The sequence below is a fragment of the Phaeovulum vinaykumarii genome (genome assembly GCF_900156695.1).
In the GTDB taxonomy this organism is placed as follows: Bacteria; Pseudomonadota; Alphaproteobacteria; order Rhodobacterales; family Rhodobacteraceae; genus Bieblia_A; species Bieblia_A vinaykumarii.
This window is the reverse complement of sequence record NZ_FTOM01000001.1, coordinates 102850-125699: the sequence shown is the minus strand read 5'-3', so window position 1 is coordinate 125699 and position 22850 is coordinate 102850. Positions and strand designations below refer to the sequence as shown.

The following is a 22850-nucleotide window of genomic DNA, read 5'->3' as shown; positions in this document are numbered from 1 at the left end:
CGGCCCCCCGGCAAGGGGGCCGCGCGTGGTGGGGGGCCTCAGGCGGCGGCCGGGGCGGCAAAGATCTCGGCCGCGCGCTCGAAGGCCGCCACCTGATCGGGCAGCATCTGCCGGTTCGCATCGCGCCCGAGATAGATCTTGAACATGCACGCCCCCGATTTCGAATAGAATTGCACCGAACGGGACGGGGTGCCGAAGAGCGCGCGCGTCACGAAGGCGATGGCCTCGCAGGCCTCGGCGCGCAGATGCCCGCCGATGGGAGTGCCATGCAGGTTGTAATAGCCTTGCCCCATCTTGCCGTGGGGCAGCGGGCCCCGCGCCTCGAGCACGACATCGCCGGTATTGACCACCAGCGTGATCGGACCCCAGCCGGTGATCTCCTCCATCACCTCGACGAAGCGGGTGCCGGGCAGGGCGCGGACCTCTGCTTCGGGCAGGCAGGCCAGCACGCCAAGGGGTGTGGCGCCGGTTTCGGCGGCCAGATCCTCGAGGGCGGCGCCGGGCCGTGCGGCCAGCGCGGCCAGAATCCGGTCGGCGGTGTCGGGACGGGTCAGGACCATGGGTCGTTCCTTCTGGTTGGGAATGAATGAGAGGGGGCGCTTCAGGCCTGCGCCGGCCCGGGGGCCCCGGCTGCGGCCAGCTCCTGAAGCGTCCAGGCCAGCAGATGGCCGGTCAGCGTCACGCACCAGAACCGCCCCGCCAGCGTCAGCGCATGGCCCGAGGCCTGCGGCGCAATCAGCCCGGCCGCGTGCCATTGCGACAGAAGCGGCGCGGCCAGATCGGCAAAGGCCAGGGGCGCGGCGGAGTGGGTTGTGGCGGGGTGGGTTTCGGCATGGGCGCGGTCGATGGCGGCGGGGTCGAGATGCCCGCGCTCCATCCCGGCGCGGATCGCGGCCAGCACCGCGGCATGCGGGCCTGCGCGCGTCATCATCGCCACCGGCGGCTGGCCGGTTGCGATCGCGTCGTGATAGGCGGCCAGGTCGGGCCGCAGGCGGAACCCCGCCCCGCCCAGATTGCCGCCCGCCCCGGCGCCGAAGGCCAGACATTCCGCCCCCGATTTCACCGCGAAATTATAGAGGCTGCGCTCGCGCGGGGTGGCGCGCCAATGCGAACACGACAGCGGCGCCCAGCCCGCCTGCGCCATCGCCTCGGCGCCCGCGCGGTAATAGAGCCCCAGGCGCTCGCGCGGGGCGGGGGTCAGCTTGCCGTTTTCGGCCGCGCGCAGAAGCGGCGTTCCGGGGATCAGGTTCAGCGCATAGAGGTCGATCCCGTCCAGCCCCAGCCCCGCCGCCAGCGTCACATCCGCGGCAAAGGCGTCGATCTCCTGACCCGGCAGGCCGAAGATCAGGTCGATCATCAGCGCGGCGCGGTCCATTTCCGCCAGATCCGACAGGAGCGCGATCGCTTCGGCGCGCCCGGTGCGCCGGCCCAGGCGGCGGCGCAGGCGTTCGTCGAAGCTCTGCACCCCCAGCGAGACGCGGTTGACGCCCGCATCGAAGGCCGCGCGGGCCTTGTCGCGGTCCAGCGACAGGAGCCGCCCCTCGAGGGTGATCTCGCAATCGGGCGCCAGCGGCAGAAGGGCGCGAAGCCCCTCGATCAGGCGCACCAGATCGGGCGTGGCCAGCGCCGTGGGCGTGCCCCCGCCGAGATAGAGCGCGCGCAGCGGCACGCCCTGTTGCGCGGGGTGATCGGCGCCCCGGCGGGCCTGCGCAAGCACCGCATCGACATAGGCCGGGCCGCGGTCGGGGTGCCAGCGGTTCTGGTAGAAGCCGCAGAAAAGGCAATGCGTTTCGCAAAAGGGGATATGGACATAGGCGACCGAAGGGTCGCGGCGCGGGCGGTCCTGAAGCGCGGCCCAGAGGTCGGGGATCTGGTCGGCCGGCACCGGCACCGCGCCCGAGGGCGGATGCGCGCCGCGCTTGGGCGGAAAGGCGTCGGTCAGCGGGTCGCCGCCGATGCGGGCGAAGAAATCCGACGCGGGCCGGCGCGCCGCGTGCCCCGCCGCGGTGGGGGGCGTGTTGGCGGCCTCGGGCTGCGGAGGGCGGCGTGCGGCCATCGCGGGCGACGCAAGGCCCTGTCCCGCGGTGGCGGGAGGTGTGTCGCGTGGTCCCGAAGCCGTGGCATGTGTGGATGTGGGCCCCGCATATGCGGGACGCGGCGCGGATTGGGTCATCAGGCAGGCCCCCGGTCGGTCTGAAGGGATCAGGGGGCCGGGCGAAAGCTGGGGCCTGACGGACAAAATCCCGACTCTTTTACTTTTGTTTGTGGTGGCGGGCAAGGGGGCAGGATGCGACTTGCCAGCGCAGTTATTCTTGATTAAAAGAATCGGAATAGGGCGCGCCGCGCCCGCGCGATATCGAGCAGACGCCGCCGGATCCAGACGCTTCCGGATCTTCGGGGGCGGGCCAGACAGGCGTTTCCAGATCCCGTCGACCCGATCCCGGACGACCCAGAAGGAGGCCTCGATGTCCCAATTCCCGCCCCCCACCGACCAACCGCCCCACACCGATCGACCGCTCTCCGCCGACATGGCGCTTGCCCTGGCCGATCTGCCGTCGCTTGACGGGCGCGCGGATCTGGACCGGGCCGCGGTGGTGGCCCATCCCGACCGGCTGATCCCGGCGCTGGCGGATCTGGGGCCGCTGACCGGGGTCACTGCCAGCGGTGGTGGTGCGGCGCGCATCGCCAAGACCGGCCTCTATCGCAATTTCCAGTCGGGGCCGCATGCGTCGATGGTGCTCGATCCGCAGATCGACCTGCGGCTCTTTGCGGCGCATTGGGCGCATGCGCGGGCGGTGGTCTCGGCGGCGGGGCGGCGGTCGCTGCATGTCTTCGATGCGTCCGGCGCGCCGCTCCATGCGATCCTGGCGACCGAGGCGACCGATCCCGCGGCCTGGGACGCGCTGGTGTCGGCGCTGGCCTGTCCGGCAGAGCCCGCCCCGCTTGCGCCGGCGCCCGCCCCCGAAGGCGCGCGCGCCAATCCCGCCCGCCTTGCGGATCTGCGCCAGGGCTGGGCCGAGCTGACCGACACGCATCAGTTCCTGCGCCTGGTCTCGCGGCTCAAGATGAACCGTCTGGGCGCCTATCGTCTGGCGGGCGCGCCGCTGGCACGTGCGCTCTCGCCCGATGCGGTGCCGCGCGTGCTGGGGGCGGCGGCGGCCGGGGGGGTGCCGATGATGGCCTTCGTCGGCAATCGCGGCTGCATCGAGATCCACGGCGGCCCGCTGCCGGCCCCGCATTTCGAGAGCGATCTTCTGAAGATGCGCGCGCCCGATCTGTGGCTGGATCTTGACTGCGCGCGCGTGGCCGAGGTCTGGGCCGCGACCAAGCCCACCAAGGCGGGGCCGGCGGTCTCGCTCGAGGCGTTCGAGGCCGACGGCACGCTGATCGCGCAGATCTTCGGGATGCGCCGCGCGGGCGAGGCCGCCATTTCCGCCTGGGATGCGCTGATCGCCGCCGAACCCAGCCTCGCGGCCCCGCGCCGTTCCGACGGCAAGGAGGCCGCGGAATGAGGGGGCCTGTGGTGAGGGGGGCTGCGGTTCTGCGCGGGCTGGCTTTGGCGGTCGGGCTGGCGTCGGTGACCGTGACGGCGACGGCGGCGGCCTCGGAGCCCGCCTCGGGGCCTGCCTCTGAGTCTGCCATGCGCGTGCTGTCGATCGGCGGTGCGGTGACCGAGATCGTCTATGCGCTGGGGGCGGGCGATCGGCTGGTCGGGCGCGACACCACTTCGGTCTTTCCGCCCCAGGCCGCGGCGCTGCCCGATGTGGGCTATATCCGGCGTCTGTCGCCCGAGGGAGTGCTGTCGCTGGGCCCCGAGCTGATCCTGGCCGAGGAGGGTGCAGGCCCCGCCGAGGCGGTCGAGGCGATCGAGGCGGCCTCGACCCCCTTCGTCATCATCCCCGACGACCCCAGCCCCGCGGGCGTCCTGCGCAAGATCGACGCCGTGGCCGCGGCGCTGGACATGCCGGAGGCGGGGGCTGCGCTGTCCGCGCGGGTCGAGGCCGAGATCGCCGCTGCGCGTGCCGCCGTCACGGCGGGCCAATCGCGGGGGCAATCGGAGGGCATTGGGCCCCGCCGCGCCATCTTCCTGCTGTCGACCGCCGGGGGGCGGCTGATGGCGGCCGGGTCGGACAGTTCGGCCGAGCGGATGCTGGAGCTGGCCGGTGCGCGCAACGCGCTGACGGGCTTTTCGGGCTACAAGCAGGTCTCGGACGAGGCATTGATCGCTGCCGCCCCCGAGGTCGTGGTGATGATGGCAGGCGACAGCACCCCCACCCCCGAGGCGCTGTTTGCCATGCCGGCGCTGGCCGCCAGCCCCGCCGCCGCCAGCCGCGCGCTGGTGGTGATGGACGGGCTGGCGCTTCTGGGCTTCGGGCCGCGGATCGGACAGGCCATCCGCGATCTGAACGCCGCGCTCTATCCGGCGGAGGGCTAGGCCATGGTGGCGATCGCGCACCGCGAGGCCCCCCCCCGTCGTCCGGGGCGCCCGGCGCCCGGCCTCGTGATGGCGGGGCTGGCGCTTCTTCTGGCCGTGGCCGCCGGGGTGGGGCTGTTTCAGGGCGCGGCCGAAACCTCGGTGCGTGCGGCGCTCTGGGGCGAGGGCGCCAGCCTGCGCGACCACGTGATCGTCTGGGACATCCGCCTGCCGCGGCTGGTGCTGGGGGCGCTGGTGGGCGCGGCGCTGGCGGTTTCGGGGGCGCTGATGCAGGGGCTCTTTCGCAACCCGCTGGCCGATCCGGGGCTGGTGGGCGTGGGCGCGGGCGCGGGCCTCGGCGCGGTGCTGGCGATCGTTCTGGGGGGGCTTTTGCCGCCTGCGGTGCTGGCCGTGGCCGGGGTCTGGACGGTGCCGCTTGCGGCCTTTGCCGGGGGCTGGATCACCACGCTGGTCCTCTATCGGGTCGCCACGCGGGGCGGGCGCACCTCGATGGCGACAATGCTTCTGGCCGGGATCGCCATCGCGGCGCTGGCCGGCGCGCTGACGGGGGTCATGATCTATCTGGCCGACGACCGGCAATTGCGCGACCTGACCTTCTGGGGCCTGGGCTCGCTGGCCGGGGCGAACTGGGCCAAGGTGCAGGCCGGGGCGCCGCTGATGCTGGCGGTGCTGCTGGCGGCGCCGGTTCTGGCGCGGGGGCTGAACGGGCTGGCGCTGGGCGAGGCGGCGGCCCATCACATGGGCATCCCGGTCGAGCGGGTGAAATCGGCCACCATCTTGCTGGTGGCGGCGGCTACGGGGGCGGCGGTGGCGGTCTCGGGGGGGATCGGCTTTGTCGGCATCGTGGTGCCGCATCTCCTGCGCCTGGTGATGGGGCCCGATCACCGCGGCCTTCTGCCGGCGGCGGCGCTTCTGGGGGCGGCGGTGCTGATCCTGGCCGACACGCTGGCGCGCATCCTGGTGGCGCCGGCGGAATTGCCCATCGGCATCGTCACCGCCGTTCTGGGCGCGCCGGTCTTCCTGTGGATCCTGCTGCGCCGCCGCGCGCTTCTGGAGGTCTGAGCCATGCTGACGGCCACGGACATTCACCTGTCGCTGGGCGGGCGCCCGGTCCTGAACGGGGTCGATTTCACCGCCCGGCCGGGCCAGATCACCGCCATCGTCGGGCCGAACGGCTCGGGCAAGACCACGCTTCTGCGCGCGCTGACGGGCGAATTGCGCCCCCGCGGCGCGATCACGCTCGACGGGCAGGATTGCGCGCGCCTGCCCCCCGCCGAGATGGCGGCCCGGCGCGCGGTGCTGCCGCAGGCGGGGGCGGTGGCCTTTCCCTTCACCCTGCGCGAGGTGGTGCAGATGGGCCTGTCGGCGGGCCTGTCGGCCGCCCGCCCCGAAGTGGTGGGCCAGGCGCTGCGCGCGGTCGATCTGGCCGCCCATGCCGACCGGTTGTTCCAGGAATTGTCGGGGGGCGAGCAGGCGCGCGGGCATCTGGCACGGGCGCTGGCGCAGGTCTGGGAACCGGTCGTGGCCGGGGTGCCGCGCTGGCTTTTCCTGGACGAGCCGGTGGCCAGCCTCGACATCGGCCACCAGTTGCAGGTCATGGCGCTGATGGCCGATTATGCCGCCCGCGGCGGCGGCGTGATCGCGGTCATGCATGATCTGAACCTGACGGCAATGTTTGCCGCGCAGATCACGCTGCTGAACCGCGGCCGGGTCGAGGCCGCCGGCCCGCCCGGCGCCGTTCTGGCCGACCGCCCGCTGTCGCGCGCCTATGGCACCGCGCTGCGGGTGAACGTGACGCCGCCGCCCGGCCATGTCTTCGTGCTGCCCCAGACCGCCGCGGCGGTTTGATCCGGCGGCGGCCCGCGGCCTGCGGCCCGCGGCCTGCGGATCGGGCGGGAAGTCTGTCGAATTCGCACGATTTTCCCAAGGCGCCCGTGCAGGGCGGGCGAGGCCGGTCCGGCGAAAATGGCCCCCAGGATTTTCAATCCATGATTGTGCAGTCGCAGCGAGGCAATGGCGGGGCGGTGGTATTTTAAGGCGCAATTCTGTGTGGATTGGCTGTGCAAAATGTATTGATGAGCGACTTATTTTGATAACACATGGGGCGCATCTGCGAAGGGCATATCTTTAAGCATCATAATTATAATCATTTTGTAATTTCGTATTTCGGCTGATTTCGCGGTTAATACGGTTTCTTCGGGGGTGATGTTTTTGTGTGGCGCGCCGTTTTTTATGAAATTCTCCAGAGTGGAGTGCCAAGAAAACTGCTGGAAAATTGGGCGTTTCATGGGCGCATGATTCAATCCGGATTTCCCTGCCGTTGCCGCAATTAACCGGCTCTTCAGAGGATGTTTCTAAACCGGTTCGTGCAGATCGCAAGTGGACGATTTGTGTCGCGAAATTCGGGAACCACGTCATGAAAGTTTTTCTCTTCAGTATTCCGGCCCGGATCTACGGGATTGTCGCCATTGCGACCCTCTCCATCGTGATCTTGTCCGAGATCCTTCTTTCCACCTCCATGACCAATGCCTATGCCATGCGCGAACGGCACCTGAGCGATGTCACCGACACCGCGATCAGCGTGCTGGCCGCGCTTGAGCAGGAGGTCGCCGCGGGTCAGATGACGCGCGCGCAAGCCCAGGCCGAGGGGGTGCGCCGGCTCGACGGGCTGCGCTACGACGGCAACGGGTATTTCTACGCCTTCAATTCCGACGGCGTGGTGGTGGCCCATCCGATGTCGCCCGACTGGGTCGGCCAGAACAAGATGAGCTACAAGGACCATTACGGCACCGCCTTCTTCCAGGAGATGCTCAAGATCGCCAGCCGCGACGGGGCGGGCGCGCTGCGCTATTACTTCGCCAATCCGGGCACCAACGTGGTCGAGGAGAAGATCGGCTTCGTCAAGACCTTCCCGGCCTGGGGCTGGGTCATCGGCACCGGCTCCTATGTGTCGGACATCGAGGCGGCGCTGGCGCATCTGCGTCAGGTCAGCATGATCTTGCTGGGCGTGGCGGCGACGGCGCTGCTGGTCCTGTCCACCATCCTTGCGCGCAGCGTGACCGGGCCCATCTCGGCCATCGGCAAGCGCATGGAGGACATGACCAACGGTGACACCGAAACCCCCGTGCCGCATGCGACGGCGCGCAGCGAGGTGGGCACGATGGCGCGCGCGCTTGAGGTGTTCCGCCAGGCGCTGGTCGAGAAGACCGCGCTCGAGGCGGCGCGGGCCGAAAAGGAGGCCGAGTTGCAGCGCGCCCAGGAAGAGGCCCGCGAACGCGACGCGGCGCTGCGCGCGCGCGAGCTGGAGGCCGAGCGCGCGGCGATGCAACGCGAGGAGGCCGAGCGCGCCGAGAAAGAGGCCCAGCGCCGCCGCGAGGAGGCCGCGCGCGAGGCTCAGATGCGCGAACAGGAGCATCTGGTGAACACGCTGGCCCAGGGGCTGGCCGCGATCTCGGAAGGGGATCTGACCGTGCAGATCGACGAAGATTTCCCGCCGGCCTATGAAAAGCTGCGCCATGACTTCAACGCGGCGGTGTCCAAGATCGCCGGGCTTGCGACCTCGATCGTGGAAAGCGCGCGCACCATCGAGGGCGAGGCGCAGGTGCTCAGCAATGCCTCCGAGGAGCTGGGCCGGCGCACCGAAGCCCAGGCCGCTTCGCTTGAGGAAACGGCCGCCGCCATGAACCAGATGGCCGCAGCGGTCACCTCGTCGGTCGAAGGCACGCGCGACGCTGCGCGTTCGGTCGAGATGGCGCTGGCAACCACGGGCGCCGGGCGCAACGTGGTGCGCGACACGGTGCAGGCCATGCACGACATCGCCAAGAGCTCGGAGATGATCTCGAAGATCACCAGCGTGATCGACGACATTGCCTTCCAGACCAACCTGTTGGCGCTGAACGCGGGCGTCGAGGCGGCGCGGGCCGGCGAGACCGGGCGCGGCTTTGCGGTCGTGGCCTCGGAGGTGCGCGCACTGGCGCAGCGCTCCTCGGAGGCGGCCAAGGAGATTGCCGAGCTGATCGAGACCTCGTCGAAACAGGTCGGCGCGGGCGTGCAACTGGCCAGCAAGTCCGACACCGCGCTGGGCGAGATCGAGGCGCTGGTGGGCGATCTCGACAAGTTGCTCAAGTCGATCTCGACCTCGGCCTCGGAGCAATCCGTCGGCATCAACGAGGTGACGACGGCGGTCAACCAGCTCGATCAGGTGACCCAGCGCAATGCCGCGATGTTCGAGGAAAACTCGGCCGCCAGCCAGGGTCTGCTGACCGAAGCGCAGACGCTGCGCGAGCTGAGCTCGGTCTTCCGCGTGACGCGCGAGGAACCGCTGGCCCGCGCCTCGGGCTGGTAAGCGGGCGCGGCCCTGCTCTGATCCGGTCGTTCCAGCACGGCCCCGCGGCTTCTGGAACGCGGGGCCGTTTTCCGTGAAAGGGCGCATTTGGGGGGGCGTGTGATTCGCGGACTGCGGTCGGCGAAACCGCCCGTGTCCGCGCGCGCCCGGCCCGAAATGTCCCGATGAGGGCCGCCGCCGGTGCGGGGCCCGCCGATCAGGGCCGCGCTCAAGCCATTGTGAGCGGCCCCTCTGCTCAGCCCAAGGGCAGGGCACCACGAAAATCTGCGGGGGGGGGAGTGGTACCGCCTCCCCGGCTCGAACGGGGGACCCCCAGATCCACAATCTGGTGCTCTAACCAACTGAGCTAAGGCGGCACTGCGCGTTCGTCTAACGTCGCCGCGCGGGGATTGCAAGGGGGGCGCGTGCAGTTCCGTGCCGGTTTCCGCATCCCGCCGCCGCTGTCCCCGTCCGGCCCCCGTCTGGCCCCTGCCGGGCGTCGTGCGGGCGTCGTGCGGGGCGCCGGAAAGCGCGCCAATGGGGGGCGGGGGCGCGCGGGGCCGGCCCTGGCGGCGGGCGCTGGCGTCTTGCAGGCCATCCCGGGCGGCATTGCGGCAAAATGTCCCGGCGACCTCTTGACCTTTTCGGTTGGAAGACCCCATGTGTGGGGAAGAAGCGATGCGCAATCGCGCGACAGACGCGAAAGGACTTGCAAGATGACGTTTACTCTTCCCGATCTTCCTTATGCCCACGATGCCCTGGCCCCCCTGGGCATGTCCGCAGAGACGCTGGAATTTCACCACGACCTGCACCACAAGGCCTATGTCGACAACGGCAACAAGCTGATCGCCGGCACCGAATGGGAGGGCAAGGCGCTCGAGGATATCGTGCGCGGCACCTACCAGGCCGGCGCGGTCGCCCAATCGGGCATCTTCAACAACGCCAGCCAGCACTGGAACCACAACCTGTTCTGGGAGGTGATGGGTCCGGCCGGCAAGACCATGCCGGGCGAGCTGGAAAAGGCGCTGATCGAGAGCTTCGGCTCGGTCGAGAAATTCAAGGAGGACTTCGCCGCCGCCGGTGCCGCGCAATTCGGCTCGGGCTGGTGCTGGCTGGTGAAGGACACCGATGGCGCGCTCAAGGTCACCAAGACCGAGAACGGCGTGAACCCGCTGTGCTTCGGGCAGACCGCGCTTCTGGGCTGCGACGTCTGGGAGCACAGCTATTACATCGACTTCCGCAACAAGCGGCCGGCCTATCTGGCCAACTTCCTGGACAAGCTGGTCAACTGGGAGGCCGTCGCCGCGCGTCTGTGATCTGACTTTTTCGACTGAACTGTAGGGCCTGAAAACGAAAGGGCCGGATGCCGACGGGTGTCCGGCCCTTTCCCTTTGGGGCGGCGGGCGCGCCGTTGCCCCTTTCCAGGAAGCTGCCCCTTTCCAAGCCGCGCGCAAGGCGGCACATTCGCCGCCGTTCCATTCCGCTTCCGAGGCCAACATGACCCAGACCAAGGCCGGCCTTCTGTCCCTGATCGCGGCCTGCACGATCTGGGGGCTGTCGCCGCTGTTCTACCATGCGCTGGCGCCCGTGGCCCCGGTCGAGATCCTGGCGCATCGCACGCTGTGGTCGCTGGTCTTTCTGGGCGCGGTGGTGCTGGCCACGGGGCGCGGGCGGCTTCTGTCGCAGGCGTTGCGCGCGCATTTCGGGCTGATCGCGGGGGCGGCGGTGGCGATCTCGGTCAACTGGCTGGTGTTCATCTCTTCGGTGCAGATGGACCGCGCGACCGAGGCGTCGCTGGGGTATTTCGTCTTTCCGCTGGTGGCGGTGGCGCTGGGCCGGCTGTTTCTGGGCGAGCAGCTGGGGCGGCTTCAGGCCGTGGCCGTGGGGTTGGCGGCGGCGGCGGTGGGCCTTCTGTCCTGGGGGCTGGGGGCGGCGCCCTGGATCGCGCTGGCGCTGGGCCTGAGCTTTGGTCTCTATGGTCTTCTCAAGAAGCGCTTGCCGGTGCCGGGGGTGGTGTCGGTCCTGGCCGAGGTGGTGATCCTGGCCCCGCTGGCGGTGGCGGCGCTGGTGGCCCTGCACGGCGGGTTCTGGGCGATGGCGCGGCCGGTGGGGATCTTCGGGCACGACCTTTGGCTCAGCCTGTTGCTCGTGGCGTCGGGGCCGATCACGGGGGTGCCGCTGCTGCTCTTCTCGCGGGCGACGCAGGCGGTCAGCATGGCCACCGTGGGGCTGGTGCAATATCTCAACCCCACGCTGCAATTCCTGGTGGCGACGCTGGTCTTTGTCGAACCCTTCACGCCCTGGCACGCGCTGGCCTTCGGGATGATCTGGCTGGCGCTGGCGCTTTACACGCTGGCGGCCTGGCGCGGGAATGGTGCGCGCGCCAGGCCGGCTGTGCCGTCTCAGCCCAGCGCGGCGGCCAGCCCGTCCTCCAGCGCCGCGACATCGGGCACGCGGATCAGGTAATCCAGAAGGCTGGCATCGGCGAAACCCTCGCCGATCATCTGCTGCATCATCAGCATCAGCGGCTTCCAGTAATCTTCCGTATCGAGCAGGAAGATCGGTTTCTCGTGCAGGCCCAGCTGGCGCCAGGTCAGCACCTCGAACAATTCGTCGAGCGAGCCCGCCCCCCCCGGCAGCACCGCAATCGCGTCCGAGTTCATGAACATGACCTTCTTGCGCTCGTGCATGTTCTCGGTGACGACGAAGGTGGTCAGGTCGCGCTTGCCGACCTCGTGGCGGAAGAGATGGGTGGGGATGACGCCGAAGGTCTCGGCCCCGGCCTCCTGGGCGGCGCGCGCGACCTCGCCCATCAGGCCCACGTCGCCGGCGCCATAGACCAGCCGCCAGCCCTTGCGGGCCAGCATCGTGCCGGTGGCGCGGGCGGCTTCGGCATAGGCCGGGCGGGCGCCGTGGCGCGAGCCGCAGTAGACACAGACCGAACGGGTGGGGCGGGGCATGGGGTCTCCTTTTCGGACGGAGCGGGGGCCAGGGCGCGCGGCTCTCTTGAGCGGTGATAGCGGGCTTGATAGGTTCGCTCAAGGGCGCCGGTCCGAAGGCCGGTCTGCCGCGGCATCAATGCCGGAATTGCCCGGAATGCGGGCCGACGCGGTTTCGGAACGATCGCCGGGGCGCCGCCGAACGGGCGCGGACATTGATGTCGAGGACCGCGAAGGCGATGCAGGACGATCCGCATCACGACACGGCCGCAGGGCCGGCAGATCCCGCAGGGCCGGGCGCGGCGCGGCGCGCGGGGAACATGGCGCTGGGGGCGTCGGCGGCGGTGATGCTGCTGGCGGGGCTGGCCGCATTCCTGAGCCTGAACAGCGCGCCCACGCCCGAAGCGCAGACCCCGCCGCAAGCGCCGCCGGGGGCGGGAGGGGGCGCTGAAGTCACCCCGCCCGAGGCGCGCTCCGAGTCCTCCACACCGCAGGCGCCGCGCCCGGCCGAGACCGCGCCGGCCCCGGCGCAAGCGGTGGCGCCGGACCCGGCCACGCTTGCAGAACGCGCGGATGGTCCCGACGCGGCGGCGGTGACCGGCATGGCCGATGGCCGGACCCCCGATGCGTGGGGCGACGATTCGGCGGGGTTTGACCTTCTGCGCGCCGAAGGCCCTTCGGTGGTGGTGGCCGGTCATGCCCCGCCTGCCGCCGAGGTCGAGATCGTCGTGGACGGCCTGCCCGTCGGGCGCAGCCGCGCCGGGGCGGATGGCGCCTTTGCGCTGGTGCTGGATCTGCCCGAAGCCGACCGGCCGCGCGTGATCGGGCTGCGGGCTGCGGATGACGCCGGTGCGCTGCGCCCGGCCGGTGAAACGCTGGTCCTGCTGCCGTCGGTCCGCCCCGAGCGAGAGCTGTCCCCCGGTGCGACCGGTCAGATCACGCCCGAAGCGGTGGCGGAGCACGGCGACACCGCCGCTGCGCCGTCGGCCGAGGTGGAGATCGCGGCAGCGCCCGCCGGCGCCGCCGAAGCCGATCCCGCGCCCGTTCCGACGCCGCCCGCCGCGGCCGAGGCCGACCGCCCGCGCGCGTTCTTCGCGTCGGACCCGGCGCGGCGCGTCCTGGTGCTGGGCGCCGAAGGGCCAAGGCTGATGCAGCCCGCCGCGCCGGTGCCTGCGGGGATGCTGGTGCTGGATACGCTGACCCAGGCGGATCAGTCCGTGATCCTGTCGGGCCGGGCGGGGCCGCGGATCGGGCAGGTCGTCGTCTATCTGGACGGCGCCTATGCCGCGCATGTGCCGACCGGCCGCGAGGGGCGGTTCCGCGTGCGGCTGGAGAACGTGACCGCGGGGCGGGCGCTTTTGCGCCTTGAGGGGCTCGAGGGCGCGCCGCAGGGGCTGCGCCTGTCGCGCGACCCCGAAGACGGTGCGGCCCGCGTGCTGGCGCGGATCGAGGTCGAATATCTGCGCATGCCGGAACGGGACATGCCGGAACGGGACATGCGGGGCGTCGCCGCCTCCTCCGCTCCCGCGCCGGCCGGCGACGATACGGCCGTGGCGTCCGCCCTGCCGGGCGAGGGGGGGCAGACCGGCGCCCGGCCCGCGCCGATCGCGGTCAGCGCGGCGGATGGCGTGTCGGTGCAGCGCGTCACCATCGCCTCGGGGGCGACGCTCTGGGCGATTTCGCGCCGGGCCTATGGGCGCGGCATTCTCTATACCCGGATCTTCGAGGCCAACCGCGCCCAGATCCGCGACCCCGACCTGATCTACCCCGGCCAGGTCTTCGTGGTGCCGCGCTAGGCCCACCCTGTCCCCCCGCGCGCGCACTGCGGGCCATGAAAAAGGCCGCCCCCAAGGGGGACGGCCCATCGGTCGCAGACGAAGGGAAGGCTTACATTTCCTCGGGCAGCGGCGTCGTCATCGTGCGCGGCGGCAGCGTCGGATGCACGACCTGCGGCTGTTCGCCCGTCAGCGCGCCCAGGAAGGCCACGATGTCGTCGATCTGCTCTTCGGACAATTCCGCGCCCAGCTGCGAGTTGGCCATGATCGCCACCGCCTGCTTGAGATCCCAGACCTTGCCCGAGTGGAAATAGGGCGCGGTCAGCGCGATGTTGCGCAGCGGCGCGGCGCGGAAGACGTAATCGTCATCGGCCGTTTCGGTGACGGCAAAGCGGCCCTTGTCGCCTTCGGGCAGGATGTCGGCGCCGGGTTTCTCGACCACGCCGAAGGGGTAATAGCCCTGGCCGCCGACGTTGATGCCGGCGTGGCAGGCCACGCAGCCGGTGTCGATGAACAGCGCCAGGCCGCGTTTCTCCTGATCGCTCATGGCGCCGTCATTGCCCATCAGGAACTGGTCGAACTTGGCGTTGGGGGTGATCAGCGTGGCCTCGAAGGCTTCGACCGCCAGCGCGAAATTGTCGAAGGTGATCGGGTTTTCCTCGCCGGGGAAGGCGGCGTCAAAGGCCTCGACATAGCCGGGCATGGATTCGAGCGTGGCCACCACGCGGTCGGGGGTGTTGTTCATCTCGACCCCGGCCTGGACCGGGCCCTTGGCCTGCGCGGCCAGATCCGGGGCGCGGCCGTCCCAGAACTGGGCGATGTTGAAGACCGCGTTCAGCATGGTGGGGGCGTTGCGCGGCCCCTTCTGCCAGCCGTGCCCGATCGAGGTTTCCAGACCGTCCACGCCGCCCAGCCCGATGTTGTGGCACGATTGGCACGAGAACAGACCCGAACGCGACATGCGCGGATCGAAGAAGAGCATGGCGCCCAGATCGACGCGATCGCGCGAGATCACGTTGTTTTCCAGGGTCGGCGCGGCCAGAGGGATGGTTTCGAACAGCTCGCGGGCCTGCTCGCGCAGGGCGGCGTCATCGGCCAGCGCGGGCGCCGCCACGACCAGCGCGGCAGCGGCAAGGGAGAATTTCGCGGAGGACATCGGAGGCTCCTGTTGGCAAGATTGTAGAATCTTTCTAACTCACAATTGCGTGAGACGATTTGATCTGGATCAGGGCGACTCGAAGATTCATCTTTCGCTTATGATTGCCCGCGACGCTCGGTTCCGCTTGACCCCGGCGCGGCGGCGCGCAGTCTACCGCGTGCGGGGGCGCAACAGGCGGGAACGCCCCGCAGCAATGGACGGATCTGGGAAGGACGGCGGAGCATGGCGCTCGAGGATGCACGACATCAGGTGGACATGGCCTTTGCACGACCGGAGGCCGGCGGCAATCGCGGCCCGGTCTTCGAGAACACCTTTGCAGGGGCGACCTCGTTCCTGCGCCGGCGCTACAGCAAGGATCTGACCGGGGTGGACCTGGCGGTTCTGGGTGTGCCGTTCGATCAGGCGGTGACCAACCGGCCCGGCACCCGTTTCGGGCCGCGCGCCATCCGCGAGGCCAGCGCCCTTCAGGCGCCCGATGCGCCCTATGGCTGGGGCTTCGACCCGACCGAGGTGCTGGAGATCGTCGACACCGGCGATCTGGCCTTCGATTACGCCGATCTGGGGGCCTTTCCGGGCACGCTTCAGGCCCGCGTGGCCGAGATCCTGCGCGCGGGCGCGGGGACGCTGGTGCTGGGCGGGGATCATTTCGTGACGCTGCCGATCCTGCGCGCGCATGCCGAAGCGCTGGGCGCGCCGCTGGCCCTGATCCATTTCGACGCCCACACCGACACCTGGGCCGACGACAACCCCGCCCGGATCGACCACGGCACCTTCCTTTACAAGGCCATTCGCGAAGGCGTCGTGGACCCCGCCGCCACGGTTTCGGTGGGTATCCGCACCGACAATCCCGATACGATGGGGGTGACCATCGTCGATGCCCCGGCCGTGCATCGGATCTCGCCCGAGACCGTCGCGCAGGAGATCATCGAGGTGGTGGGCGCGCGCCCGTGCTACCTGAGCTTTGACATCGACTGTCTGGACCCCGCCTTTGCGCCGGGCACGGGCACGCCGGTCTGGGGGGGGCTCGCCTCGTGGCAGGCGGCGCAGATCCTGAAGGACCTGCGCGGCGTCAACCTTCTGGGCGGCGATGTGGTCGAGGTGTCCCCGCCCTATGACACCACCGGCGCCACCGCCATCGCCGGGGCACATGTCGCGGTGGAAATCGCCTGTCTTTACGCCGCCACGCGACGGGCCGCCCCTTGACCGGGGCGCCGTCTCGCGCCACATCGCGGAGATGCTTCCCGAAGACCGCCTTGACCAGATCCTTCAGCGCTTCGAATTCCTCGAGGCCGCGCTTGCGCAGGGCGCAGACCCGGCGCAGATCGTCCGTTTCAGCCGCGAATATTCCGAGCTGAAGCCTGTCGTCGCGCAGATTGCGGCCTGGCGGCAGGGGCAGGCGGATCTGGCCGAGGCCGCGGGCTGGCTGGCCGACCCCGAGATGCGCGCGCTGGCCGCCGAGGAGATCGCGCGGCTCAAGGCGGGGATGCCCGCGCTCGAGGAGGGGTTGCGCCTGGCGCTGCTGCCGCGCGACGCCGCCGATGCGCGCCCCGCGATCCTGGAGATCCGCCCCGGCACCGGGGGCGAGGAGGCCGCGCTGTTCGCGGGCGATCTGTTGCGCATGTATCAGCGCCATGCCGAGGCCCAGGGCTGGGGCTTCGAGGTGATGGCGCTGACCGAATCGGAATTGGGCGGTGTGCGCGAGGCGGTGGTGCGGATCGTGGGCGAGGGGGTCTTTGCCCGGCTCAAATACGAATCCGGCGTGCATCGCGTCCAGCGCGTCCCCGAAACCGAGGCCGGCGGGCGCATCCATACTTCGGCGGCGACGGTCGCGGTCCTGCCCGAGGCCGACGAGGTCGACATCGACATCCCCGCCTCGGATATCCGCATCGACACGATGCGCGCCAGCGGCGCCGGCGGCCAGCACGTCAACACGACCGATTCGGCGGTGCGCATCACCCACCTTCCCACGGGGATCGTGGTCACCAGCTCCGAGAAGTCCCAGCACCAGAACCGCGCCAATGCGCTGGCGGTGCTGCGCGCGCGGCTCTACGAGATCGAGCGCGACCGCGCCGCGACCGAACGCGCCGCCGACCGGCGCGCGCAGGTGGGTTCGGGCGATCGCTCGGAACGCATCCGCACCTATAATTTCCCGCAAGGCCGGATGACCGACCACCGCATCAATCTGACGCTCTATGCGCTGGGCCAGATCATGGAGGGCGATCTGGGCGCGGTGATCGACGCGCTGGTGGCGCATGACCAGGCGGCGAAGCTGGCGCAGATGGAGGGGGTGGGGTGACGGCCGCCGCGCGCGCGGCGCTGGGCGAGGCGCCTCATGTCGATGCCGCGCTGCGGGCGGGGCGGGCCTTTCTCGAGGCGCAGGGCATCGAAGGGGCGGCGCGCGATGCCCGCCGGCTGATGGCGCATGTGCTGGGGCTTTCGCCCGATCGGATGACGCTGCATCTGGCCGATCCGCTGGGCGCCGAGCCGCGCGCGGGATTTGCCGATCTGCTGGCCCGCCGCGCCGCGCACGAGCCGGTGGCCCAGATCACCGGCCGGCGCGAATTCTGGGGGCGCAGCTTTCGCGTCACCCGCGCCACGCTCGACCCGCGCCCCGAGACGGAAACCCTTGTCGAACAGGCCCTTGCTGCACCTTTTGCGCGTGTTCTCGATCTGGGCACCGGCACCGGCTGCATCTTGCTCAGCTGTCTGGCCGAACGGCGCGCGGCGCAGGGGGTGGGGGTTGACCTCTCGCCCGAGGCGCTTGCGGTGGCGCGCGCCAATGCCGCCGATCTGGGGTTGACGGCGCGGGTGGATCTGCGCTGCTCGGACTGGTTCGCCGCGGTCGAGGGGCGCTTTGATCTGATCGTGTCGAACCCGCCCTATATCGCCGCCGACGAGATGGCGGCGCTTGCGCCCGAGGTGCGCGATTGGGAGCCGCATCTGGCGCTGAGCCCTGGCGGCGACGGGCTGGCGGCCTATCGCGCGATCCTGTCGGGGGTGGGGCCGCATCTGGCGCCGGGGGGGCGGCTCTTGCTCGAGATCGGCTGGCAGCAGGGCGCGGCGGTCGCGGCGCTGGCGCAGGCGGCGGGGCTGCGCGATGTCCGCGTCCTGCCCGATCTGGACGGGCGCGACCGGGTGGTGGCGGCGCAGGCGCCGGGCTGACCTCCCCCCCCCTCAGGCTTTCGTGGAGCGGCGTTCGCGGATCGGCGTTCGCGGATCGGCTTTCGTGGGGCGGCGTTGGGGCACGGGCCTTGGGGGCGTTGCCGGCCCCAGGGTGCGACACAGCGCCGATAATGGCCCCGATCGCGCGGAAATTAAGGATTTGTGCTTGTCACTCTGGCAGTGTCATGCTTAGAGAAGCGCGTGAGTGGCGAAGATGCATTCCCCCCTCACAGGCAGCATTCCACCGCAGGTTCGGATCTTCGTGGACGCAAGAGGCGTCCCGTGACGGCCAGAGCCATGACCGCCAGAGCCCTTCGGGCATCCAACACACGAAAGCTCATGAGATCATCCAAATCCCGCTCGCGGTCGAAATCGAACCGGCAACGCTCGATCGGTAACATCGTCAACCGGGTTTTTGACAGCTCGGGGCCCGAGGGCAAGGTGCGCGGCACCCCCCAGCAGATCATCGACAAGTATCTTGCGCTGGCGCGGGATGCGCAGCTGTCCAACGACCGCGTGGCCGAACAGAATTTCCTTCAGCACGCCGAGCATTACACGCGGATGCTGGGCGAGGCGCAGCGCGAGTTGGCCCGCGAGCAGGAAAACCGCCAGGGCGGCAATGGCCACAATCAGGGCCAGAATGCCGGGAACCAGAATTCGGGAAATCAGGGGGCAGGCGCCGCCACCCAGAACCCGCAGGCCCACAACCCGCAGGCCCACAACCCGCAGGCCCAGAATGCCCCCGCTCAGAACGCCCCGGCGCAATTCGGTGGGGCGGCCTCGGGGCCGGCCGGTGCCCGCGGGGCCGAGGAGGCCCCTCGCCGCGAGGGATTCGGCGAGGCGCGGTTCATGCCCGCCTTCCTGTCGGTCGAACCGGGCGAGGATGATGGCCCCGGTCTGGTCGAGACGCCGGAAGCCCGGCTTGAGGCCGATCTGTCGGTGACCGAGGGCGCCCCGTCCGAAGGGGGGGGCGCGGCCGCCGAGGACGGGACCGCGCCCGCGCGCCGCGAGAGCACGCGCAGCCGCCGGACCCGCAGCCCGCGGGCGGACGAAGGGGCGGACGAAGCCCCGGCGAAACGCCCGCGCGCGCCGCGCAAGCCGCGCAGCCCCAAGCCCGCCGAGGGTGAGGCCAAGTCCGAGACCGCGCCGGCCGGGCCCAAGTCCGACGGCTCTGCCGCGGCGGGTTGAGCGCGCAAGGGGCGCGTCCCTCGGGACGCAGATCCCGCCAAGGTCCGATCCTGCCAGGGTTCGGATATGGCGGCCGCCTCCGTCGATGGGGATCGCAATCCGGTTGAAAGGGGTCTCTTCGGAGGCCCCTTTTTTGCGTTTTGCGTTTTGCGTTTTGCGGATGGGGATATCGCCGCCCGGCCCGGTTAGGGCGTGCTTTGAAGGGTCTTGGAGGTGCCGGCCTCTTGGGCGCCGGTCATCGGTGTGCCGGGTTCTTGGGGGGGGGTCTGGTGGGGCGGGCCCTGTGGCTTTTCGGGCCTCAGCAGGGGCTGCGCGTGGCCGCCCAGGCGCGGGCAAGGGCGCAGAAGCCTTCGAGGTCGATCTCCTCGGCGCGGGCGGTGGGGGCAAGGCCTGCGCTGTCCAGAAGCGCCTCGGCGCCGCCGGGGATATGCTGGGAAATGCCCTTGAGGGCCGCGCGCAGCATCTTGCGGCGCTGGTTGAAGCCCGCGGCCACCACCGTTTCGAGCGCCCTGGGGTCGGCCGGGAAGCGGGGCGCGGGCAGCGCCTTGAGATGCACCACCGCCGAATGGACCTTGGGGGCGGGCACGAAGGCTTCGGGCGGCAGGGTCATCACCATGCGCGCCTCGGTCCGCCATTGCGAGAGGATCGCCAGCCGGCCATAGGCGCCCGAGCCGGGGCGGGCGGTGATGCGCTGGGCGACCTCCTTCTGGAACATCAGGGTCAGGCTGTCCCAGAAGGGCGGCCAGTCGGGCGGGGTCAGCCAGCGGATCAGCAGTTCGGTGCCGACGTTGTAGGGCAGGTTGGCCACGACGCGGATCGGGGCGTCGAGATGGGCGCGCGGGTCGATCTCGAGGGCGTCGGCGTTCAGCACCTCGAGGCGGCCGGGATAGCGCGCGGCGATCTCGGCCAGTGCGGGCAGGCAGCGGGCGTCCTTTTCGATGGCCAGGACGCGGCGGGCGCCCTCGGCCAGAAGGCCGCGGGTGAGGCCGCCGGGGCCGGGGCCGACCTCGAGCACATCCGCGCCGCCGAGATCGCCCGCCGCGCGCGCGATGCGGGCCGTCAGGTTCAGGTCGAGCAGGAAGTTCTGCCCCAGCGCCTTGCGCGCGCGCAGATCGTGGGTGGCGATCACCTCGCGCAGGGGGGGCAAACCGTCGATCGTGGCCATCAGAGGGATCCTTTCGCGGGCGGCTTTAGCATGCCGGACGGTCGGGGGGAATGCGCTGCACCAGAGCGTGCCGGCTGCGGGGCCTTCCGCGGGTCGGGCGCGGGGAGGGGGGGAGCGGGCGGGCGCCCCATCGAGGGGCGCCCGCCCGCCGGGGCCTGTCAGCCCCGCGGCCCTGGTCTGCCCGATCGCTCCTGCCCGAGGCTGCGATTCGGCGGGAATGGGGCGGGGCGGCGGCTGTCCCGCGGTCCCCGCAGACATGTTGACCGCCGCCCAGGCGCGCGGGCTGCGCGCGGCTGCCCCGGCCGCTCGCCTGCGCGCACGCAGGCGCGCTGCGCGGCGGCCGCGCGTGGGGGCGCCTCTTGTCCGGCCGGCCGGGCCCGCCGCGGACGGGGCGGGGCAGTCCCCTGTCGGGGTGGGGTGCGAATCCCCTCTCGCCCTGCGCGAGGCGATTGCCTATAACCGACCCGGACCAGGACAGGAGCACCCCCATGCCCGCAGAGCTTTCCCCGATTGACAAGGCCAAGTTCGCTGCCGCGCGCCGTGCGGTGGAATATGTCGAGGACGGCATGCGGCTGGGGCTGGGCACCGGGTCGACGGCGGCCTGGATGGTGCGGCTTCTGGGCGAGATGGTGCGCGAGGAGGGGTTGCGCATCACCGGCGTTCCGACCTCGACCCGGACGGCGGATCTGGCGCGCGAGGTGGGGATCACCGTCATCGGGCTGGACGAGGCCAAATGGCTGGATCTGACCATCGACGGCGCCGATGAATTCGACCCGCAGCTGAACCTGATCAAGGGCGGCGGCGGCGCGCTCTTGCAGGAAAAGATCGTGGCCACGGCCTCGGATCAGATGATCGTGATCGCCGATGCGGCCAAGGAAGTGGCGCAGCTGGGCGCCTTTCCGCTGCCGGTCGAGGTGATCCCCTTCGGCTGGCAGACCTCGCGCGCGCTGATCGAGGAAACGCTGGTGTCGCTGGACGTTCTGGGGCGCGAGACCACCTTGCGCATGAACGGCGAGCGGCCTTTCGTCACCGACGAGGGCAATTACATCGTGGACCTTCATCTGAACCGCATCGGCAATGCCCGGCAGCTTGCGCTGGTGTTGAACCAGATCCCCGGCGTGGTTGAAAACGGGCTGTTCATCGATATCTGCGATGTGGTGATCGTGGGGCAGGGCGACGGGCGCGTCGAGATCCGCGACATCAACCAGGGCACGGTGCAGCACGACCGGATCGATTTTCTCGAGACCGAGAACCTGTTCACCGACCTGGGCGACTGACGCGAACCCCGCGCGCCGGCCGCCCCGCGCTGGCCGGCCGATCTGCGGGGGGACGCGAAGGAGAAGACATGTTCGACGTGGATCTGTTCGTCATCGGCGGCGGCTCGGGCGGGGTGCGCGCGGCGCGGATCGCTGCGGGCCATGGCGCCAAGGTTGCGCTGGCCGAGGAAAGCCGGATGGGCGGCACCTGCGTCATCCGCGGCTGCGTGCCCAAGAAGCTGATGGTCTTTGCCTCGGGCTATCCCGCCGCCTTCGAGGATGCGGCGCATTACGGCTGGCAGGTTTCGGCCGGCGATTTCGACTGGGGGCAGTTCCGGGCCCGGCTGGGGGCAGAGCTTGACCGGCTCGAGGGGCTCTATCGCGCGGGGCTGGTCAATGCGGGCGTCACCGTCCATGACAGCCGCGCCACGCTGGTTGACCCGCATACCGTGCGGCTGGCGGACGGGACGGAGTTGCGCGCGCGCCATATCCTGATCGCCACCGGCGGGCGGCCCTTCGTGCCCGACTTTCCGGGCCGCGAACATGTGCTGGTGTCGGACGATATCTTCAACCTCGAGCGGCTGCCCGAAAGCGTGCTGATCGTGGGCGGTGGCTTCATCGCCTGCGAATTCGCCTGCATCCTTCAGGGCCTGGGCGTCGAGGTGACGCAATATTACCGCGGCGCGCAGATCCTGCGCGGGTTCGACGACGAGGCGCGCGGCCATGTCGCCGAGCTGATGCAGGAGGCGGGCATCCGGCTGCATGTGGGCTGCGATGTCGAGGCGATCGAGCCCCGCGACGGCGGCTATCTGGTGCGCGGCCGCGACGGGTCGGAACGGGTCTTCGGTGCGGTGCTCTATGCCACGGGGCGGGTGCCCAACACCGACGGGCTGGGCCTTGAGGCGGCGGGGATCACGCCGGGCCGGCGCGGCGAGGTGCCGGTCGATGAATGGTCGCAGACCGTGGTGCCTTCGATCCATGCGGTGGGCGACGTGACCGACCGCATCGCGCTGACGCCGGTGGCGATCCGCGAGGGGCATGCCTTTGCCGACACGCTGTTTGGCAACATGCCGCGGACGGTCGATCACGGGCTGGTGGCGGCGGCGGTCTTCACCCAGCCCTGCGAGCTGGGCGCGGTGGGCCTGACCGAGGAAGCCGCGCGCGAGAAGGGGCCGATCCATGTCTATCAGGCCGCCTTCCGGCCGATGCGGCAGAGCTTTGCCGGACGGTCGATGCGGGTGATGATGAAGCTGGTCGTCTGTGCGCAGACTGACCGGGTGCTGGGCTGTCACATCGTGGCCCCCGAGGCGGGCGAGATGATCCAGCTGGCTGCGGTGGCGATTGGCATGGGCGCGACCAAGGCGGATTTCGACCGCACCTGCGCGGTCCATCCGACCATGGCCGAAGAGCTTGTCACCATGAGAAATCCTGTGCGAACGGCTTGAAA

At 70.4% G+C, this 22850-nt stretch carries 20 protein-coding genes and 1 tRNA gene; 14 read left to right on the top strand and 7 right to left on the bottom strand.

Going from position 1 to position 22850, the window contains the following annotated elements; all coding sequences use genetic code 11:
- Positions 1-38: 38 nt before the first annotated feature.
- Both hutX and hutW read right to left on the bottom strand, forming a co-directional pair.
- Positions 39-560 (bottom strand): heme utilization cystosolic carrier protein HutX, encoded by a 522-nt coding sequence (gene hutX, locus BW949_RS00645; protein WP_076363004.1) that lies wholly within the window; start codon positions 558-560, stop codon positions 39-41.
- 41 nt (positions 561-601) lie between these two features.
- Positions 602-2056: a heme anaerobic degradation radical SAM methyltransferase ChuW/HutW gene (hutW, locus tag BW949_RS00640; protein ID WP_083947570.1), complete on the bottom strand. Its 1455-nt coding sequence runs from the start codon at positions 2054-2056 to the stop codon at positions 602-604.
- A 409-nt stretch (positions 2057-2465) separates the two neighbouring features.
- On the opposite strand from hutW, the gene BW949_RS16415 reads away from it, so the two are divergent.
- Genes BW949_RS16415 through BW949_RS00620 form a run of 4 tightly spaced genes read left to right on the top strand, consistent with a single transcriptional unit; the run spans position 2466 to position 6283 of the window.
- The gene (locus BW949_RS16415) at positions 2466-3512 is read left to right on the top strand and encodes a ChuX/HutX family heme-like substrate-binding protein (RefSeq protein ID WP_159440026.1); all 1047 of its coding nucleotides are present in this window, start codon (positions 2466-2468) and stop codon (positions 3510-3512) included.
- A complete protein-coding gene (locus tag BW949_RS00630; protein ID WP_076363003.1) occupies positions 3509-4435 on the top strand; it encodes a heme/hemin ABC transporter substrate-binding protein in 927 nt (308 codons plus the stop codon). Before BW949_RS16415 ends, BW949_RS00630 begins: the two co-directional genes overlap by 4 nt.
- Positions 4436-4438: 3 nt before the next feature.
- Entirely contained in the window at positions 4439-5497 is a 1059-nt protein-coding gene (locus BW949_RS00625) for a FecCD family ABC transporter permease (protein ID WP_076363002.1), read from the top strand.
- Positions 5498-5500: 3 nt separating this feature from the next.
- Positions 5501-6283, top strand: a complete 783-nt coding sequence (locus BW949_RS00620; protein ID WP_076363001.1) for a heme ABC transporter ATP-binding protein — start codon at positions 5501-5503, stop codon at positions 6281-6283.
- 236 nt (positions 6284-6519) lie between these two features.
- Here BW949_RS00620 and BW949_RS17240 read toward each other — a convergent pair whose 3' ends face one another.
- Positions 6520-6723 (bottom strand): hypothetical protein, encoded by a 204-nt coding sequence (locus BW949_RS17240; RefSeq protein ID WP_210187209.1) that lies wholly within the window; start codon positions 6721-6723, stop codon positions 6520-6522.
- Positions 6724-6851: 128 nt separating this feature from the next.
- Between BW949_RS17240 and BW949_RS00615 the strand changes: the two genes are divergently transcribed.
- Positions 6852-8780: a methyl-accepting chemotaxis protein gene (locus BW949_RS00615; RefSeq protein WP_076363000.1), complete on the top strand. Its 1929-nt coding sequence runs from the start codon at positions 6852-6854 to the stop codon at positions 8778-8780.
- A gap of 279 nt (positions 8781-9059) precedes the next feature.
- Here BW949_RS00615 and BW949_RS00610 read toward each other — a convergent pair.
- Positions 9060-9136 (bottom strand) — tRNA-His (locus tag BW949_RS00610).
- A 339-nt stretch (positions 9137-9475) separates the two neighbouring features.
- Between BW949_RS00610 and BW949_RS00605 the strand changes: the two genes are divergently transcribed.
- Complete coding sequence (locus BW949_RS00605; protein WP_076362999.1) at positions 9476-10075, top strand: superoxide dismutase; 600 nt, start codon at positions 9476-9478, stop codon at positions 10073-10075.
- 181 nt (positions 10076-10256) lie between these two features.
- Positions 10257-11225 carry an EamA family transporter RarD gene (gene rarD, locus BW949_RS00600; protein WP_076362998.1) on the top strand — a complete coding sequence of 323 codons (969 nt, stop codon included), beginning with the start codon at positions 10257-10259 and terminating at the stop codon, positions 11223-11225.
- On the opposite strand, the gene BW949_RS00595 is transcribed toward rarD, so the two are convergent.
- On the bottom strand, positions 11162-11719 hold the full coding sequence (locus tag BW949_RS00595) for an LOG family protein (RefSeq protein WP_076362997.1): 558 nt from the start codon (positions 11717-11719) through the stop codon (positions 11162-11164). The genes rarD and BW949_RS00595 overlap by 64 nt on opposite strands.
- A gap of 197 nt (positions 11720-11916) precedes the next feature.
- Between BW949_RS00595 and BW949_RS00590 the strand changes: the two genes are divergently transcribed.
- Positions 11917-13494, top strand: a complete 1578-nt coding sequence (locus tag BW949_RS00590; RefSeq protein WP_143524380.1) for a LysM peptidoglycan-binding domain-containing protein — start codon at positions 11917-11919, stop codon at positions 13492-13494.
- Between the two features lie 91 nt (positions 13495-13585).
- Here the strand turns inward: BW949_RS00590 and BW949_RS00585 are convergent, their stop codons facing one another.
- Positions 13586-14629, bottom strand: coding sequence for a cytochrome-c peroxidase (locus BW949_RS00585; RefSeq protein ID WP_076362995.1), 1044 nt, complete (start codon positions 14627-14629; stop codon positions 13586-13588).
- Positions 14630-14854: 225 nt separating this feature from the next.
- Here BW949_RS00585 and speB point away from each other — a divergent pair, with 225 nt between their 5' ends.
- The 4 genes from speB (at position 14855) to BW949_RS00565 (ending at position 18982) form a co-directional block, all read left to right on the top strand.
- On the top strand, positions 14855-15835 hold the full coding sequence (speB, locus tag BW949_RS00580) for an agmatinase (protein WP_076362994.1): 981 nt from the start codon (positions 14855-14857) through the stop codon (positions 15833-15835).
- A gap of 31 nt (positions 15836-15866) precedes the next feature.
- On the top strand, positions 15867-16928 hold the full coding sequence (gene prfA / locus BW949_RS00575) for a peptide chain release factor 1 (protein WP_076362993.1): 1062 nt from the start codon (positions 15867-15869) through the stop codon (positions 16926-16928).
- Positions 16925-17794 carry a peptide chain release factor N(5)-glutamine methyltransferase gene (gene prmC / locus BW949_RS00570; RefSeq protein WP_235816170.1) on the top strand — a complete coding sequence of 290 codons (870 nt, stop codon included), beginning with the start codon at positions 16925-16927 and terminating at the stop codon, positions 17792-17794. The genes prfA and prmC overlap by 4 nt, the downstream gene beginning before the upstream one ends.
- A 339-nt stretch (positions 17795-18133) precedes the next feature.
- Complete coding sequence (locus BW949_RS00565; protein WP_076362992.1) at positions 18134-18982, top strand: DUF4167 domain-containing protein; 849 nt, start codon at positions 18134-18136, stop codon at positions 18980-18982.
- A 298-nt stretch (positions 18983-19280) separates the two neighbouring features.
- Here BW949_RS00565 and rsmA read toward each other — a convergent pair whose 3' ends face one another.
- Positions 19281-20147, bottom strand: coding sequence for a 16S rRNA (adenine(1518)-N(6)/adenine(1519)-N(6))-dimethyltransferase RsmA (gene rsmA / locus BW949_RS00560; protein ID WP_076362991.1), 867 nt, complete (start codon positions 20145-20147; stop codon positions 19281-19283).
- 488 nt (positions 20148-20635) lie between these two features.
- Between rsmA and rpiA the strand changes: the two genes are divergently transcribed.
- Positions 20636-21424 (top strand): ribose-5-phosphate isomerase RpiA, encoded by a 789-nt coding sequence (gene rpiA / locus BW949_RS00555; RefSeq protein ID WP_076362990.1) that lies wholly within the window; start codon positions 20636-20638, stop codon positions 21422-21424.
- Positions 21425-21492: 68 nt separating this feature from the next.
- Positions 21493-22848 (top strand): glutathione-disulfide reductase, encoded by a 1356-nt coding sequence (gorA, locus tag BW949_RS00550; RefSeq protein ID WP_076362989.1) that lies wholly within the window; start codon positions 21493-21495, stop codon positions 22846-22848.
- The last annotated feature ends 2 nt before the right edge of the window (positions 22849-22850 follow it).

Bases quoted from the DNA above. Each gene is read 5' to 3' on its own strand.
- gorA (WP_076362989.1), top strand. From the start codon at position 21,493: ATGTTCGACGTGGATCTGTTCGTCATCGGCGGCGGCTCGGGCGGGGTG.
- BW949_RS00585 (WP_076362995.1), bottom strand. From the start codon at position 14,629: ATGTCCTCCGCGAAATTCTCCCTTGCCGCTGCCGCGCTGGTCGTGGCG.
- BW949_RS00620 (WP_076363001.1), top strand. From the start codon at position 5,501: ATGCTGACGGCCACGGACATTCACCTGTCGCTGGGCGGGCGCCCGGTC.
- rpiA (WP_076362990.1), top strand. From the start codon at position 20,636: ATGCCCGCAGAGCTTTCCCCGATTGACAAGGCCAAGTTCGCTGCCGCG.
- BW949_RS16415 (WP_159440026.1), top strand. From the start codon at position 2,466: ATGTCCCAATTCCCGCCCCCCACCGACCAACCGCCCCACACCGATCGA.
- hutW (WP_083947570.1), bottom strand. From the start codon at position 2,056: ATGGCCGCACGCCGCCCTCCGCAGCCCGAGGCCGCCAACACGCCCCCC.
- prfA (WP_076362993.1), top strand. From the start codon at position 15,867: ATGCTTCCCGAAGACCGCCTTGACCAGATCCTTCAGCGCTTCGAATTC.
- BW949_RS00565 (WP_076362992.1), top strand. From the start codon at position 18,134: ATGAGATCATCCAAATCCCGCTCGCGGTCGAAATCGAACCGGCAACGC.
- hutX (WP_076363004.1), bottom strand. From the start codon at position 560: ATGGTCCTGACCCGTCCCGACACCGCCGACCGGATTCTGGCCGCGCTG.
- BW949_RS00625 (WP_076363002.1), top strand. From the start codon at position 4,439: ATGGTGGCGATCGCGCACCGCGAGGCCCCCCCCCGTCGTCCGGGGCGC.
- BW949_RS00615 (WP_076363000.1), top strand. From the start codon at position 6,852: ATGAAAGTTTTTCTCTTCAGTATTCCGGCCCGGATCTACGGGATTGTC.
- BW949_RS00605 (WP_076362999.1), top strand. From the start codon at position 9,476: ATGACGTTTACTCTTCCCGATCTTCCTTATGCCCACGATGCCCTGGCC.
- BW949_RS00590 (WP_143524380.1), top strand. From the start codon at position 11,917: ATGTCGAGGACCGCGAAGGCGATGCAGGACGATCCGCATCACGACACG.
- rarD (WP_076362998.1), top strand. From the start codon at position 10,257: ATGACCCAGACCAAGGCCGGCCTTCTGTCCCTGATCGCGGCCTGCACG.
- BW949_RS00630 (WP_076363003.1), top strand. From the start codon at position 3,509: ATGAGGGGGCCTGTGGTGAGGGGGGCTGCGGTTCTGCGCGGGCTGGCT.
- BW949_RS17240 (WP_210187209.1), bottom strand. From the start codon at position 6,723: ATGAAACGCCCAATTTTCCAGCAGTTTTCTTGGCACTCCACTCTGGAG.
- speB (WP_076362994.1), top strand. From the start codon at position 14,855: ATGGCGCTCGAGGATGCACGACATCAGGTGGACATGGCCTTTGCACGA.
- BW949_RS00595 (WP_076362997.1), bottom strand. From the start codon at position 11,719: ATGCCCCGCCCCACCCGTTCGGTCTGTGTCTACTGCGGCTCGCGCCAC.
- rsmA (WP_076362991.1), bottom strand. From the start codon at position 20,147: ATGGCCACGATCGACGGTTTGCCCCCCCTGCGCGAGGTGATCGCCACC.